The sequence below is a fragment of the Desulforhopalus glucosivorans genome, from assembly GCF_054397165.1.
In genome coordinates, this window is sequence record NZ_AP044854.1 from 992019 (window position 1) to 1006297 (window position 14279).

General features: G+C 43.7%; 12 protein-coding genes. 2 read left to right on the plus strand and 10 right to left on the minus strand.

What is annotated here, in order from left to right:
- Positions 1 to 599: 599 nt before the first annotated feature.
- The 5 genes from ACX6CI_RS04305 to ACX6CI_RS04325 all read right to left on the minus strand — a co-directional run bounded on the left by ACX6CI_RS04305 (position 600) and on the right by ACX6CI_RS04325 (position 7207).
- A complete protein-coding gene (locus ACX6CI_RS04305) occupies positions 600 to 2759 on the minus strand; it encodes a CHASE2 domain-containing protein (protein ID WP_458776942.1) in 2160 nt (719 codons plus the stop codon).
- Between the two features lie 260 nt (positions 2760 to 3019).
- Positions 3020 to 3703, minus strand: coding sequence for an ABC transporter ATP-binding protein (locus ACX6CI_RS04310; protein ID WP_458778433.1), 684 nt, complete (start codon positions 3701 to 3703; stop codon positions 3020 to 3022).
- Positions 3700 to 4926, minus strand: a complete 1227-nt coding sequence (locus ACX6CI_RS04315) for a lipoprotein-releasing ABC transporter permease subunit (RefSeq protein WP_458776943.1) — start codon at positions 4924 to 4926, stop codon at positions 3700 to 3702. The genes ACX6CI_RS04310 and ACX6CI_RS04315 overlap by 4 nt, the downstream gene beginning before the upstream one ends.
- A gap of 33 nt (positions 4927 to 4959) precedes the next feature.
- Positions 4960 to 6465, minus strand: a complete 1506-nt coding sequence (lysS, locus tag ACX6CI_RS04320; protein WP_458776944.1) for a lysine--tRNA ligase — start codon at positions 6463 to 6465, stop codon at positions 4960 to 4962.
- 169 nt (positions 6466 to 6634) lie between these two features.
- Positions 6635 to 7207 carry an NUDIX hydrolase gene (locus ACX6CI_RS04325; RefSeq protein ID WP_458776945.1) on the minus strand — a complete coding sequence of 191 codons (573 nt, stop codon included), beginning with the start codon at positions 7205 to 7207 and terminating at the stop codon, positions 6635 to 6637.
- Positions 7208 to 7592: 385 nt separating this feature from the next.
- Here ACX6CI_RS04325 and ACX6CI_RS04330 point away from each other — a divergent pair, with 385 nt between their 5' ends.
- Complete coding sequence (locus ACX6CI_RS04330; protein WP_458776946.1) at positions 7593 to 8258, plus strand: HAD family hydrolase; 666 nt, start codon at positions 7593 to 7595, stop codon at positions 8256 to 8258.
- 2 nt (positions 8259 to 8260) lie between these two features.
- On the plus strand, positions 8261 to 8914 hold the full coding sequence (locus ACX6CI_RS04335) for a YigZ family protein (RefSeq protein ID WP_458776947.1): 654 nt from the start codon (positions 8261 to 8263) through the stop codon (positions 8912 to 8914).
- A 37-nt stretch (positions 8915 to 8951) separates the two neighbouring features.
- On the opposite strand, the gene ggt is transcribed toward ACX6CI_RS04335, so the two are convergent.
- The 5 genes from ggt to ACX6CI_RS04360 all read right to left on the minus strand — a co-directional run bounded on the left by ggt (position 8952) and on the right by ACX6CI_RS04360 (position 14279).
- Positions 8952 to 10688, minus strand: a complete 1737-nt coding sequence (gene ggt / locus ACX6CI_RS04340) for a gamma-glutamyltransferase (RefSeq protein ID WP_458776948.1) — start codon at positions 10686 to 10688, stop codon at positions 8952 to 8954.
- A 305-nt stretch (positions 10689 to 10993) separates the two neighbouring features.
- The gene (locus ACX6CI_RS04345; RefSeq protein WP_458776949.1) at positions 10994 to 11626 is read right to left on the minus strand and encodes a thiamine diphosphokinase; all 633 of its coding nucleotides are present in this window, start codon (positions 11624 to 11626) and stop codon (positions 10994 to 10996) included.
- Between the two features lie 4 nt (positions 11627 to 11630).
- Entirely contained in the window at positions 11631 to 12590 is a 960-nt protein-coding gene (locus ACX6CI_RS04350) for a bile acid:sodium symporter (protein ID WP_458776950.1), read from the minus strand.
- Between the two features lie 104 nt (positions 12591 to 12694).
- Positions 12695 to 13111: a secondary thiamine-phosphate synthase enzyme YjbQ gene (locus ACX6CI_RS04355; RefSeq protein ID WP_458776951.1), complete on the minus strand. Its 417-nt coding sequence runs from the start codon at positions 13109 to 13111 to the stop codon at positions 12695 to 12697.
- A gap of 82 nt (positions 13112 to 13193) precedes the next feature.
- Complete coding sequence (locus ACX6CI_RS04360; RefSeq protein ID WP_458776952.1) at positions 13194 to 14279, minus strand: ABC transporter ATP-binding protein; 1086 nt, start codon at positions 14277 to 14279, stop codon at positions 13194 to 13196.

Genomic DNA, 14279 nt, shown 5'->3' on the forward strand with positions numbered 1-14279 from the left:
AGTCCTTCTAATTGTCCTTTCGTTAAGGGATCAAAAATGTTGCAGTTAATGATGGGAAAGGATGCTTCAAATGCTCGAAGGGAAAGGGTGTCCTCCTTGTGGGCAAGATCACTTTTAGAGATGGCCATCACATCTGGGTTAAGATCATTAAGGATGGAAATGATGTGGGCACCCTTGTCAATTGTAGATAAAATACCAGGAGATAATACAGCGCCACCATGGATAAATAGGACATTATCGTTTTCTTCACGGACCTTTTTGAGAAAAGTTTGAAGGTGGGCAAGCCCCCCCTGGTCGTGGTCAAGGTATATCTCTGCCATATCAGAGGTGAAGATTATTGTGAGTGCTTGATTAACAGTGGCCGATATTCCGAATTTGGGTATGGCAATAAGGGAGAAGAGCAGCAGGATAAGTGGGGAGAAAAAAACCTTCTTGTTGTCTGATTTCACGATTGTTCTGTTACTAAAAATTAAAAAAATGGTGGCCAAAAATCTTCTTAAAAAAGTTTATCGTAAAGAGTTTGAAAAGTTAAGGAAAATTAACAACAAAAGGTAATACAGACAAAGGTAATACAGACAGGGGAGGTAGGAAAAAGAAATTTATACGAGCTGAGATCTAGAGCTGTGTTGGTACACACCGTCCCAGTGATCCTGTGGTGGTTGGCCCTGTAGTTCTATACATCTTTTTAAATACATCTCGTATAAGGGATCGGCATATGACTCCAACAGTTTTTCAAAGAGCATGCCGGCCTGGCTGAAATCTCCATTTTTGTAGTAAACAATCGCCTGTTCATATCGAGAAAGAGCATTTTCAGTACTTCTCTCTGTGCTTTTTGCCAGTGGTTCAAAGAGGTCTACTGGTTTGTTTCGTCCCTTTACAAGAACTGTATCTACGAACCTGCAATGAATAAATTCGTGAACATTGCTACAGGTGGATTTCGTGAGAAGGATTTCAGTTGGGTAATATTTAGTGATGCCTTCAACACGGGAGGCAAGATTAACATTATCCCCAAGAACCGTATAATCAAAGCGTCTGCTACAGCCAAAATTCCCGGCGCTTACAAGCCCTGTGTTAATACCTATGCCGATATGAATGGGTTGTCCGGAAAGCAATAATTCATCTCTGTTATTGTTTACTGCTTCAACCATGTCAAGGGCTGCCTGGACTGCTTTTAATGCATGCTGGTTGTCTGCAAGCGGGGTTCCCCATACAGCCATCACTGCATCCCCCATATACTTATCCACCATACCGTCATGGTGTATGATGATATCGGTAATGAGTGAAAAATAGTTGTTTAAAAAGAGAGCGAGCTCAGCAGGGGGGGTGATTTCTGCAAGGGTTGTGAAATCTCTGATATCACAAAAGAGAACTGTTACCTCCCTTGTGTCTACACGCAAGTCGAGTCGTTCTGGGTGTCGCATGATTTCATTGATCACATTCGGTGAGACGTAGTGAGAGAAGGCACGCTTAATAAAAGATCGGCGCTTTCCTTCAAAAAAATAATTAGAGAGGGTCACTGTAAAAAATATTGTTCCAAGCAGAGCACTTACAAAGGATGTACCAACGAGTATATTCTCAAGAAAAAGGAGATAGTAGTTGGCAAGGCCAAGTCCTGTGAATAGCAGGCAACAGAGAACAACCCCAATAAGAGGATGGAGGAATACCAGGGCAAGACTTATGCTTGTTCCACCCACTATAAGAATTCCATAGGAAAGTAGTTGCTCTAAATGCTGATCCCAGATAAGCGGGTCATTTTTTATCAGGTTGTCGAGGATATTTGCATGGATTTCAACGCCGGGCAATCTTGATGAGTAGGGGGTTGAAATTAAATCTATGTTACCAGAGGCGGTTGAACCCACGAGAACATATTTATCTGCAAGAAGTGGTACGGCAAAACCGTTGAGTATATCACTTGCGGAGAGATAGAGAAAGGTATCCCTTGGGCCTCTGAAATTAATGTCGATCTGACCAAATGAATCGGTTTTAAAATACTTTGTTCCAAGAGTTATCCCTTTTGTGGGATAATATTTTCCACTCTTTTCGTCTTCAGTATGAAGCACAGGGCTATCATTACCTGTGGCAGTTTGATACATCTCAGTCACAAGAGAAGGATATGGGATATTATCCATCAGAAGAAAGAGAGGCGCCTTGCGAACGGTGCCAAACTTGTCATGGAAAAGATTAAGATATCCTTCTGGTGATTCAGCCCTTATTGGGGAAAAATTGAGGATTGGCCTGTAAGCGGATATGAGCTGGACGTCATTAAAATCTATTTCCGGGCTTGTGAGACTAAGGCTATGCTTAAGATGCGGTGTGGTCTCAGCGAGTTTTTGAAAATCTTCTTTGAAAAGAAATCGATACCCCTGAACTGACTGTGAGGTGCTTAGAATTGTGCTAAGCCTGTTATCTGGATCTGGAACTTGGGATATAAGTGCACGTAACTCACCTCGTTTATTTCTGGATGACTGTGTAAATAGATGCTCATAATGATTGAGTAGATAGGCGGGTGAACAGCGATCCTCTTCTGCAAACATAAGATCAAAACCGATACTGAGGGGTTCTGCGTGGGCAATTTTTTCTGTAAGATCTGCAATAAGACTTCTGGGCCAGGGCCATTGACCGTAATCTTGAAGACTTTTCTCATCAATATCAATTATGACAACAGACCCCGAACTATCCTGAGGACCACGAAGATTAAACATCGAATCGATGAGTCGGTTATCAACTGTTGTAAATATTTCAGGTTTGTTGTCTCCCATTGATAAATAGAACAGACAACTGAGAAGCGTGCAGAAGAACCCTGCTTTACAGGCAGCCGGTAAGGAAACGTTATGCAGGGGCAATAGCTTCATAAGAAAAATAGAGTACGTGGTACTGTTACGTGCTGAGATTGGGAGTGCTGTTCTTCATTGAGGACACAAAACAGTAGTAAAAAACAATCGATAAACACTGAAGTAGTTGAAAGATACAGGAAACCTGCTGATTTATGAAGAAGAAAGAGCGTGAAGGGAGCGGATTGTCAATCCGTTTTAGGCACTAGAGATCCTTCCCGGAGAACCATGCAATGGTCCATAAGTGCTGCTAGTTTGGTGTTATGGGTCACCATTATGGTGGAAAGATTATGTTCTCGGCACAGTTGTTGTAGAAGTGAAAAAACGATATCTCCAGCCCTGGTGTCGAGGTTGCCTGTGGGCTCATCTGCAAGCAGCAGGGCTGGTTCCATAACCAGGGCCCGTGCAAGAGCTGCGCGCTGTTGCTCGCCTCCAGAGAGTTCGTTAACCTTATGGTGGTGGCGGTGATCGAGTTCAACCTGCTTCAGAAGTTCTGTAGCCTTACCAACTATTTCACTCTTTTTCCTGCCTGCAATAAGTGCTGGCATCATCACATTTTCAAGAGCTGTAAAGTCTGGTAACAGATGATGGAACTGAAAAATAAAACCGATGCTGTTGTTACGAAAGGCTGCCAGTTCTTTTGACGTCTGTTTGAGGAGTTCAGTCTCCCCAAAAAACAGACTGCCACTGGTGGGGAGATCGAGTGTTCCTAAGATTTGTAGGAGGGTAGTCTTCCCAGATCCTGAGGCTCCAACGATTGCACTCATCTCACCAGGGTTTATTGAGAGGTTAATGTCGCTTAGAACGGTGAGGGTTTCAGTTCCTGCATTGTATGATTTATTAATGTTTTTAGCTTGAAAAAGAGCCATCAGGAAAGCACCTCGGCAGGTTGTACAGTTGAGGCCTTCCACGACGGGTAGAGTGTTGCCAGAAGGGTAATGACAATGGAACTTACAGCAATAATGGTCACATCCATTGGCAGTACTTTTATGGGAAGCGTTGTCATGGGGTAGACGTTTGAAGGCAGCTCGATAAACTGGTAACGTGAAAGAAGCTCGCAGAGGCCTAAACCACCTGCAACACCAAGTCCTGTGCCAGCAAAAGCAATAACAGTTCCCTGGAGGAAAAATATCTTCATTATAGAACCAGAACTGGCACCCATGGACTTCAGGATTGCAATATCCTTACTTTTCTCCATGACAACCATAACAAGGGCGCTGATAATATTGAGGGCAGCGACGAGTATTATGCACGTCATGGCGATGAACATACCTATCTTTTCAAGTTTAAACGCAGCAAAAAGATTACGGTTCATCATCATCCAGTCTTTTGCGACAAAGCCCGAGCCAAGTTTTTCGGTAATATCAGCTGCAATTACATCCGCACGTTCCAGATACTCCTCCTTGATTTTCACCTCTATTCCATGGGCTATGTCATCAACCCCAAGGAAATTCTGTACATTGCCAATGGACATATAGGCAAGTGTTGAATCATACTCAAACATTCCTGTCTCAAAAATTCCAGAGACCCTGCATGTGGTGATCTTTGGAATAACTCCCATGGGGGTAAGAGGGCCTGACGGTGAGATAAGGCGCAGTTTGTCGTTTCTGCCAACCCTGAGTTCTGAGGCCAGATTTTTCCCAAGTATGATGTTGGGGACCAGATTCGTTGCATCCTGATCGAGGTCCTTGATGGAGCCTGTCAGCATCTGCTGAGAGAGACTCACTACGTTTTCAGCGGTTCGCGGATCAATTCCTCGAAGCACGACGCCACTTCCGCCATTTGCACTGCTGAGAAGTGTCTGGGTGTAGAGATAGGGGGTGGCACCTGTAACGTTTTTTACCGTGAGAACGCGATCACGTTGCAGTTGATAGTTACTTATCGCACCACCATATTTTTGCACGATAATGTGTGAGTTGACACCAAGTATCTGATCCCTCAGGCCAGTGGTAAAACCAGAATAGACCGACAACACGACTATGAGGGCAATAACACCCACAGTGATCCCGGCAACCGAGATCAGAGAAATCAGGGAAATGAAGCCATGCTTATGCTTGGCTCTCAAGTACCTCATGCCAACAAACCATTCAAACATTATGCGCTCTTTATATTGTAACGATTTGTGAGTCTATTCTTCATCACTTTGCTGTTGCCGTACTTCCGGCTTAAGGTGAGGAAAGAGTATAACGTCACGTATGGATGGGGCGTCGGTGAGCAGCATAACAAGACGGTCAATACCTATTCCTTCTCCTGCAGCCGATGGCATACCATATTCAAGCGCTCTCACGTAGTCATAATCGAGCTCCGGGTGAATCTCATCGTCATCACCGCGATCAGCGATCTGTTTTTCAAAACGCTGAAGTTGGTCGATGGGGTCATTGAGCTCACTAAAGGCATTTGCAAGCTCACGGCCTGTGATAAACAGTTCAAAACGATCAGTCACCTCAGGGTTCTCTTCGTTGCGCCGTGCAAGGGGAGATATTTCAGTGGGGTACGAAGTGATAAAGGTCGGGTTGATGAGCTTTTCTTCAACCAGAAGTTCAAAGAGTTCTGTCTTTGCCTTTCCAGGCCCCGCCTGCTCTTCGAGTTTAATACCTTTTTCTTTTGCAAGGGCGATGACCTTGTCATCATCGGCCAGGATCTCAGCATCGATTCCTGCCACCTGGATGAGGGATTCGTCCATGGTGAGTCTGGTCCATGGCGGGGAAAGATCTACCTCTGTACCCTGATAGGTAATCTGCATGGAACCGTTCACCTTTTCACAGATGGATGAGATCATATCTTCAGTAAGCTCGATTAAATCTTCGTAGGTTGCGTAGGCCTGGTAGAATTCAAGCATGGTGAACTCAGGATTATGCCTGGTGGATAGTCCCTCGTTTCTAAAATTTCGATTAATCTCAAAAACCCTTTCAAAACCACCCACTAAGAGGCGTTTAAGGTAGAGTTCTGGAGCAATACGAAGGTATAGATCCATATCCAGAGCATTATGGTGGGTCTGAAAAGGTTTTGCAGTAGCACCACCCGGGACAGGCTGCATCATAGGGGTTTCAACCTCCATGAAGTCCTTGGTGTTGAGATACTCGCGGACAAGTCGGATAATTTCAACCCGCTTCTTGAAGGTGTCTCGACTGGCAGGAGTTACAATGAGGTCAACATATCTTTGACGATACCGGGTCTCTACATCACTGAGACCATGCCATTTATCCGGCAATGGACGAAGGGATTTTGAGATCATAACAATTGATCGTGCCTGAACAGACAGCTCGCCAACTTTAGTTTTAAAGAGTGAACCCTCAATGCCTACAATGTCGCCGATATCCCATTTTTTAAAGGTGTCAAAAACTTCGTCGCCTACGATATCTTTTTTGACATAGATCTGGATCTGACCACTTTTGTCAGTAATTGTACAAAAGGCGGCCTTACCAAACTTACGCATTGCCATGATACGACCAGCCACAGAGTAAAGCTGCTCTCCTTCTTCCTTTTCCTGGGGGCCTAAGTTCTCACCTTTTGGGAGGAGTTCTGCCACAGCGTTAGCCGGTTTAAAACCGTTGCTGTAGAGGTTAACGCCTAGGTCTGCCAGGGATGCTGCTTTTTCTCGTCGTTGTGCCAGGGTTTGGTTTTCTTCTGTCATGGTTAAATGCTCTTGGAATTGTGTGTGAGGCGATAAAAAAAGCGGCAGAAATCTGCCGCGGGTCATCAATATATCAACTTAGTAGGAATTACTGGGAATTAGCCATTATGTCAATCGTTTTTGGACTGCTCCTTGTATGGGTTGTAATTCTTTTATAGGGGTAATCACATTATTGCTTATAAAAATCAGGTACTGTCATGGCATAGAACATGAGGGCATTAAGTACTAGTCCATGCTCAATGGAGCCATTTTTCATCTGCTCCAGTAGCTCAGACTGTTCAAGGGTGAACACTTCAATATCTTCCATGTCATCGGGGCGTTGTTCACTGGTTTTCTGTGCATTTTCAACGAGAACTGTGTAACAAAAATTGTCCTGAATTGCCGGGTTAGGACAGACCTTGCCAATGATGCGGGCATGTTCTCCAGTATATCCTGTTTCTTCAAGGAGTTCTCTTACTCCTGCATCAAGGGGATCTTCACCCGGTTCTACAGCGCCACCGGGGATTTCAAGTTCGAGCTGTCCTGAGCCAAAGCGGTATTGCCGGATGAAAACGAACTGTTTATTTTTCGTCACAGCCACAATGTTTACCCAGGAGGAAAAATCAAGCCTATAAAAAGACTTCATTTTTTCACTGCGCTTGCAGACGACCTGACTTGTGAGTACATTCATAACTGGAGTTGAAAGTATTGTCTCAGGTGCTGTTACCTGCCACAATTCATCGTCTTTTCTCTTTATTGTCATCCCGGTTTTCACTTGGTTTGTGTTTAGAAAGTTCTGTGATTTTACTTTTAGTCTATGAATACAAATTATTACTAGTCTGTAATAGCACAATAGGTTTAATACCTAGATTTTGCAATTGCCAAGTTCGGAGTCTACGCTACCTGCCGAAACTGCGAGGCGGCGTAGATGTAGATATTCTGAAGTATTTCAAATGTACGCAAACGAAGCAAATTCCGTAAAATCGGCAATCCCGAAGGGTGACAAACATGAGAAAAATGCTATTGAGGATAATACATTTAAAAAGTGGTCTGATAATTGGTTATCAGAGTGGCTAACATACTGAAATGTAATGATTAAAAATGTTTTCTTATGTTTGGCATGCAAGGTTTAGGTTTATAGAGGGAATATGCAACCACAATTACGTGCAATTTTTTTCGATTTTGATGGTGTTCTTATCGATTCGGTGTCGACAAAGACAGAGGCTTTTCGCACCTTGTTTATGGACTACCCTGAAGACATTATAGAAAAGGTACTGTTTCACCACCAACAACATGGTGGGATCAGCAGGGTAGAAAAGATCGCTCATGCCCATGCTCATTATATTGGTGTACCTCTCACGGAAGATGTCTTACAGCAGTGGGCCAATCACTATTCTGAGCTTGTGGTTGAAAAGGTCATTGAAGAAAAATGGATTGCCGGGGCTGAAGAATTTCTTCTGTCAATGCGTGGTAGTGAGATTAAATCCTTTGTGATTTCAGGCACACCTGAGGTGGAGTTACAATATATACTTCAAAAGCGGGGGATGAGTGATAGTTTCCACGAACAACTTGGTTCCCCTGTAAGAAAACCAGACCATATTAAAATGTTGCTTGATACGTATCATCTTGATCCATCAGAATGTGTATTTGTTGGAGATGCCTATACGGATTATGATGCGGCAAAAGAGACTGGTCTACACTTTATTGGCATTCAAGGGGACGTTGTGTTTGAAAAAGGAACTATAGTGCTGAAAGATTGTTGTAACTTACAGGATGCCATAGATTCACTGTTCTCTTTAAATAAATCTGAGTGAATGTGAGTCACAAATTAGACATGTCCAGTAACTATTTTATTCCAAATTCTTCTGTGATCCATGAGACTGTGGTGAAAAAGAGCAGGTTTATCACCTGTATCCATGAAGTGCACTCAAAAGATGAGGCTCTGGATCATATCAGGGCAATCACTGCAAAAGAGATTGGCGCAAACCATAACTGTTATGCATTTATCGTAGGTTCTCCTTCATCACCTGTAGATATTCACTGTAGCGACGATGGGGAGCCCTCCGGGACTGCAGGAAGAGCAATGTTACATATCCTCCAGTATGAAAATATTGGTAATGTGCTTGTTGTGGTCACCAGGTATTTTGGTGGTATTAAACTTGGCAGTGGTGGACTGGTACGGGCATATTCAAATGGTCTTAAGCTGGCGATTGATGAAATCGGCCTGAAAGAATATGTGGAAAAGAAAAGAGTTACAGTCAGTCTCCACTATCAGTTTGAAGGAAGTTTCAGGCATATATGCAGTGAGTATGGAGTTGTAACTCTTGATACGGTTTATGGAGAGGAGGTAAGATTTATTCTTGAAATAATAGAAGAGAACGTGGATCCATTTCTTTTCCAGCTGCGGGATCTTACTTCCGGGCAGATTAAGGTAGAGCGTGAGACGGGCGAGGATAATGAGGAGCAGTAAGAGAACTACTCCTCATTGCAAAGATAACTATTTCCTCTTAGAGACCCGCTGCAAGTGCTGTGGATCTTCTTGGATCTGCTCCGCCATACATCATTCCATCTTTGACTAGAATGGATTGGATTGCACCCATTGATGATTTCTTAACGATTGTATGACCCATTTCCGTAAGGGCCTTTGTTGTGTCCGGACTGAGACCTTCTTCGATGCGTATCTCATCAGGCAGCCACTGGTGATGAATGCGTGGCGCAGCCACTGCACTCTGAATATTTAGACCATGATCGACCACATTCATAATTACTTGCAAGGTTGTGGTTATGATCCTGGATCCTCCTGGACTACCGGTTACCAGAAAGTTCTTTCCTTCCTTTTTAACGATGGTAGGGGACATTGAACTCAGCATACGCTTATTTGGTTCTACTTTATTGGCCTCTCCACCAAGAAGACCATAAGCGTTTGGTACTCCGGGTTTGGCAGAAAAATCATCCATCTCATTGTTAAGAAGAAAACCGGCACCCTCAACAACAATACCGGAACCATAACTGAAATTGATGGTGTAGGTATTTGATACAGCATTGCCGTATTTATCTACAATGGAAAAGTGTGTTGTTTCATTGCTCTCATAGGGAAGAACTTTGCCCGGGGCAATGGTTGAGCTGTCGGTGGCTTTTTCGGGATCGATTTTATCCCTAAGGCTTGCCGCATATTTTTTTGATGTAAGACCCTTCAAAGGAACCGTAACGAAATCCTCATCCCCTAAATATTGCGACCTGTCCGCATAGGCAAGTTTCATGGCTTCTGCCATAAGGTGGATAGTCTTGGCAGAATTGTGACCGTATTCGCTAATGGGGTAGCCCTCGAGGGTGTTAAGAATTTGAACGACATGGGTGCCGCCTGAACTTGGTGGCGACATGGAGTAAATATCGTGTCCCCTATAGGTGCCATGGACTGGGGTTCGCATCCCGGGAGTGTAGGCTTTCATATCGTCCATACTGATCAACCCACCATGCTTTGCCATTTCAGCCACAAGTAGTTCTGCGGTTTTTCCCTCGTAGAATTCTTTGGCGCCGTTTTCAGAAATCCTGGTAAGGGTTGCAGCCAGATCTTTTTGAATGAATATATCTCCAGGCTCGTAGTAACTGCCATCAGCCTTGTAAAAAATCTTCGCTGAAGAAGGCCATTTTTTGAGCATTTTCTCTTTATTCTTGAGTCCATCACTAAAGCGTGGAGTGACGACAAAACCTTTTTCTGCAAGTTCAATCGCCGGAGCAATAGCTTCTTTAAGACTAATGGTGCCGTATTGTTCAAGTGCCATGGCAAGGCCTGCAACTGTGCCCGGGACTCCTGCTGCCAGGTGGGAATACCTTGAAACATTGCTATCTGCATTTCCCTCTTTATCAAGAAACATATCAACGGTGGCTTTGCCCGGGGCTTTTTCTCGGTAATCAATTGCAACAACATCATCTTTGCTCTCAGATGATATGAGCATAAATCCTCCACCACCAATATTGCCTGATCGTGGTTGGGTTACAGCCAGAGAAAACGCAGCAGTGACAGCCGCATCTATAGCATTACCACCATTTGCGAGAACATCCTGGGCAGACTTGGTGGCAAGAAAGTGACTGGTGACAACCATGCCATCTTTTCCTTGAACTGGGTGCATTCTCTGTCCTTCCAGTATGGCAGAAGCAAATGCGGTCTGGCATAGTAGTAGAGTTACTCCGGTGGCAAATACAGCTATTTGTTTCTGCCGCCAAAAGGTGGATCTTTGCGTCATAACGAGCTTCTTTAAGTTGAATAGAGATTGAGCTTCAGGGTGGGAGTAGATGTGTTGTCAGGTCTCTCTTGCGTTTGTGCCCCTGAAACAAGATATAATAGGTGTGATATTGGTATGGTAGGATATCCATTGTTGAACCATCCCAACACGTTGTTGCACCATACTTGTGGAAGGTTCGCTAGTCAATTTAAAAAAAGGAGTGTACTCTTGCTAAGGGTATGATGTGAAATGGTTTATTTGTAGCCCTGTTGTTTGGGGTTGAGGAAGGCGCTTTTGGGTTGAGTGGTTGAGATCGTAGCCGTTAATTATGAAAATATGACTAATAATACTCCATCACTATGTTTGATGTGTACTTTTTGTGAGCAGACTACATTGCTTAACCCGATAGTCGAACCGTAGTGGATAGTGTAATTGTCGAGAGGGTATTCAAAGCCACTCAGAGTGACCCCTTTTCCATCCCCATTAAGGGGGATTATTGATGCCCTTTGTTGTAGCTGAGTTGCAAATGAATACTCTCCTGGGTGAAGTATGTGCATTGTGCATTCATCTCCAAACAATGTACATTGCAAATCTTTATACTTTTCACTGGCCAGCAAAAAAATGTTAGAGAGGCTCATGTCCCATCTTCCACCAAGTAGACCTGCACAATAGATTTCTGTAGTCCCTCTTTCTGCAGCATGGTCTATGGCAAGTTCCAGATCTGTTGCATCTTTTCGAACTGGAAACTGTAATACTTCACTTCCGCTTTTCTTTAATCGCAGTAGATTCCTGTCAGAGATTGAGTCCAAATCACCTATTATGATATCCGGTATACAATTAAGTTGTTCGCAATGGTTGGCTCCACCATCTGCTGCGATAATATAGTCCGCCTCTTTTGAAAGTTCTAACAGTTCAGGTGAGAGATGTAGTTCTCCATTTGCAAGTATCAGTGTGATCATGGTGTTAGCTCGTTTGTTTTTTAAGGTAGCCGATGAGATAGGCATCCATGACTAAATGTACAATGTGATGGACAACGCAGACAACGAGAGCAAGGCCGAGTTCAGGGAAAAGGGAAACCTGAAGAATAATTGAAAGAGGAAGAGTCTTTTGCCCAGCCATGAAAATCACACTCTCACGTTTTCCTTTTGCAATATTGAAAACCCTCGTTAGAAATAGACTGATGAGCACCAGAACAAGATGGAAAAAGAAAACAAGTAGTATAACAACTGTAACGGAGTCGAGTCCTGAAACGATTGCCGGGCGACTCCCGCACAGTGCCATCCAAACAATGGTGAGTATTCCCAGTTGATTGCATGTTGAGGTATACGGCAAAAACCTTTGTAGCTGAGATGAAAATAATCTTCTCACCATAATCCCCATTACAAGTGGGGTGAGAACAAGGCTCCCGATTTTCATCATAATGGGAAGTTGGTCTATCTGAATTGTTTGACTCCCATCTCCACCAAGTAAAAGTGAAAGGGTGATGGGGATAGTAAATACAGCCAGTGAGTTGGCAATTATTGTTATAAAGAGGCTATGGGCCATGTTGCCGCTGGCACTTCCGGTCATGACCACACCACTGCTTAGGGTGGTAGGCATTGATGCCACAAGAAGGAGGCCAACCAGTAAAGCTGAATTGAGGGGAAGGAGTGAAAAACAATATCCAGCTAGAGGTGCCACCAGGAAAATGATACCTAAAGCGAGAAGTGTACCTTTAATGTCCGAGACTCCGTCCTTTATTTGCCTGGTGTCAAGGGCAAGGCCAGAGAGGAAGAAGATAAGAACAATGACGAAATCAGGTCCATGGTGATTTTTTAACCAAAGGCCGGGGCGAACTATGAGACCGGAGGAGTCGAGGGTAACCAGGATAGCCATGAAAACCAGACCAAACATAAACCAGTTCTTTTTAATAATTGTAAACATAGATCTTTAATTCCAAAATACGGTTTAATGTTTGTTATGATTATTCATCGAAGATGATGGTTGCAAGCTTTGCTGTACTCAACAGGATGGATGTATCACACCTACTATTCACCAATAATTTTAACCAGTACTCTTTTTTTGCGTTTTCCATCAAATTCTCCATAAAATATCTGCTCCCAGGTTCCAAAGTCCAGTCTTCCATCTGTTATAGCGACCACTACTTCTCTACCCATGATCTGGCGCTTCATATGAGCATCGGCATTATCTTCATAACCGTTGTGCTTGTACTGATCTACAGGGGCATGGGGGGCAAGTTTCTCCAGCCATTTTTCGTAGTCGTGATGGAGGCCAGATTCGTCGTCATTAATAAAGACAGATGCAGTGATGTGCATAGCATTGACCAGGGCCATGCCTTCCTGGATGCCACTCTCATGAAGACAGTCTTCTATGGTGGGGGTGATGTTTATGAACCCACGTCTTGTCGGTACGTTAAACCAGAGTTCTTTTCTATAGCTTTTCATAAGAGTCTCCTATGCTGTTCGTTCATATTTTATGTAAACGTAATATCTCTTTATGTCTGTGCGGCAATAAGAGTTATTACTCTCAGGAACTTTTTTCGATACGTAAGATTGAATCAGGTTCTATTACCAGTTCAATTTGGGCGTTGACCTGAGGGGGTGGAGGTTCAAGTGGTAAATCAAAATGCAGTAGCTGGGAGTTGCTCTCTATTGTAAGATTATAACTACTGCCCTGGTACCGCTTGTCTTTTACTGTTCCCTGTATGATGAGTTTACCCTCCAGATTTTTAAGGCCAGGTTTACGTAATGATGCACCTTCAGGTCGCAGGAGTAATACCTGATCGCGGGATGTTGTAATAGGACCTATATTTGTTGCAATAGGGCCAAAAGGACTCTCGATTATGTTTGTTCTTTGATCTATAGATAGATCAAAGAGGTTTGTAAAGCCTAAGAATCGTGCAACTGTACTATTTATGGGATGTCGATAGATTTCTTCAGGTGCGGCAAATTGTTGGAGGCAACCATCTTTTAAAATTGCTATTTTGTCGGAAACTCCAAAGGCCTCATTTTGATCATGGGTTACGAAAATGGCTGTGACATTGAGTGCTTTTAAGATGGACCTGATTTCCACAGTCAGTCTATCACGGAGGGTGCGGTCAAGGGAGCCTAAGGGTTCGTCAAGAAGAAGGAGTTGCGGCTCAGGGGCAAGGCTTCTTGCAAGGGCCACCCTCTGTTGCTCTCCTCCAGAGAGTTCGTTAATTCGACGCTTACCAAAACCTGACAGGCCAACGAGTTGAAGCATTTTTTCTACTTGCTTACGCTTTTCCTCCGAATCTAGCCCCTGCATCTCAAGGCCGAATCCAATGTTATCCTCTACATTTTTATGGGGAAAGAGGGCGTACTCCTGAAACATCAAGCCAAAGCCACGTTTGTGGGGAGGCTTACTCTCTATGTTATTGCCCTTAAATAGTATAGTGCCGCTATACTCTGCTTCAAGCCCGGCAATAAGGCGTAACAGGGTCGTTTTACCAGAGCCCGATGGGCCGAGCAGGCAGAGAATCTCTCCCTTTTCAAGTTGAAATGACACGTCTTTAAGTAGTGATTGACCATCGTAGCTGTTTGAAATGCTATTAACAGAGAGTATTGGTCCTTTCGTTTGGTTATTGATCAT

Bases quoted from the DNA above. Each gene is read 5' to 3' on its own strand.
- lysS (WP_458776944.1), bottom strand. From the start codon at position 6,465: ATGACAGAAGAAAACCAAACCCTGGCACAACGACGAGAAAAAGCAGCA.
- ACX6CI_RS04325 (WP_458776945.1), bottom strand. From the start codon at position 7,207: ATGACAATAAAGAGAAAAGACGATGAATTGTGGCAGGTAACAGCACCT.
- ACX6CI_RS04315 (WP_458776943.1), bottom strand. From the start codon at position 4,926: ATGTTTGAATGGTTTGTTGGCATGAGGTACTTGAGAGCCAAGCATAAG.
- ACX6CI_RS04350 (WP_458776950.1), bottom strand. From the start codon at position 12,590: ATGTTTACAATTATTAAAAAGAACTGGTTTATGTTTGGTCTGGTTTTC.
- ACX6CI_RS04360 (WP_458776952.1), bottom strand. From the start codon at position 14,279: ATGATCAATAACCAAACGAAAGGACCAATACTCTCTGTTAATAGCATT.
- ACX6CI_RS04345 (WP_458776949.1), bottom strand. From the start codon at position 11,626: ATGATCACACTGATACTTGCAAATGGAGAACTACATCTCTCACCTGAA.
- ACX6CI_RS04355 (WP_458776951.1), bottom strand. From the start codon at position 13,111: ATGAAAAGCTATAGAAAAGAACTCTGGTTTAACGTACCGACAAGACGT.
- ACX6CI_RS04305 (WP_458776942.1), bottom strand. From the start codon at position 2,759: ATGGGAGACAACAAACCTGAAATATTTACAACAGTTGATAACCGACTC.
- ggt (WP_458776948.1), bottom strand. From the start codon at position 10,688: ATGACGCAAAGATCCACCTTTTGGCGGCAGAAACAAATAGCTGTATTT.
- ACX6CI_RS04330 (WP_458776946.1), top strand. From the start codon at position 7,593: ATGCAACCACAATTACGTGCAATTTTTTTCGATTTTGATGGTGTTCTT.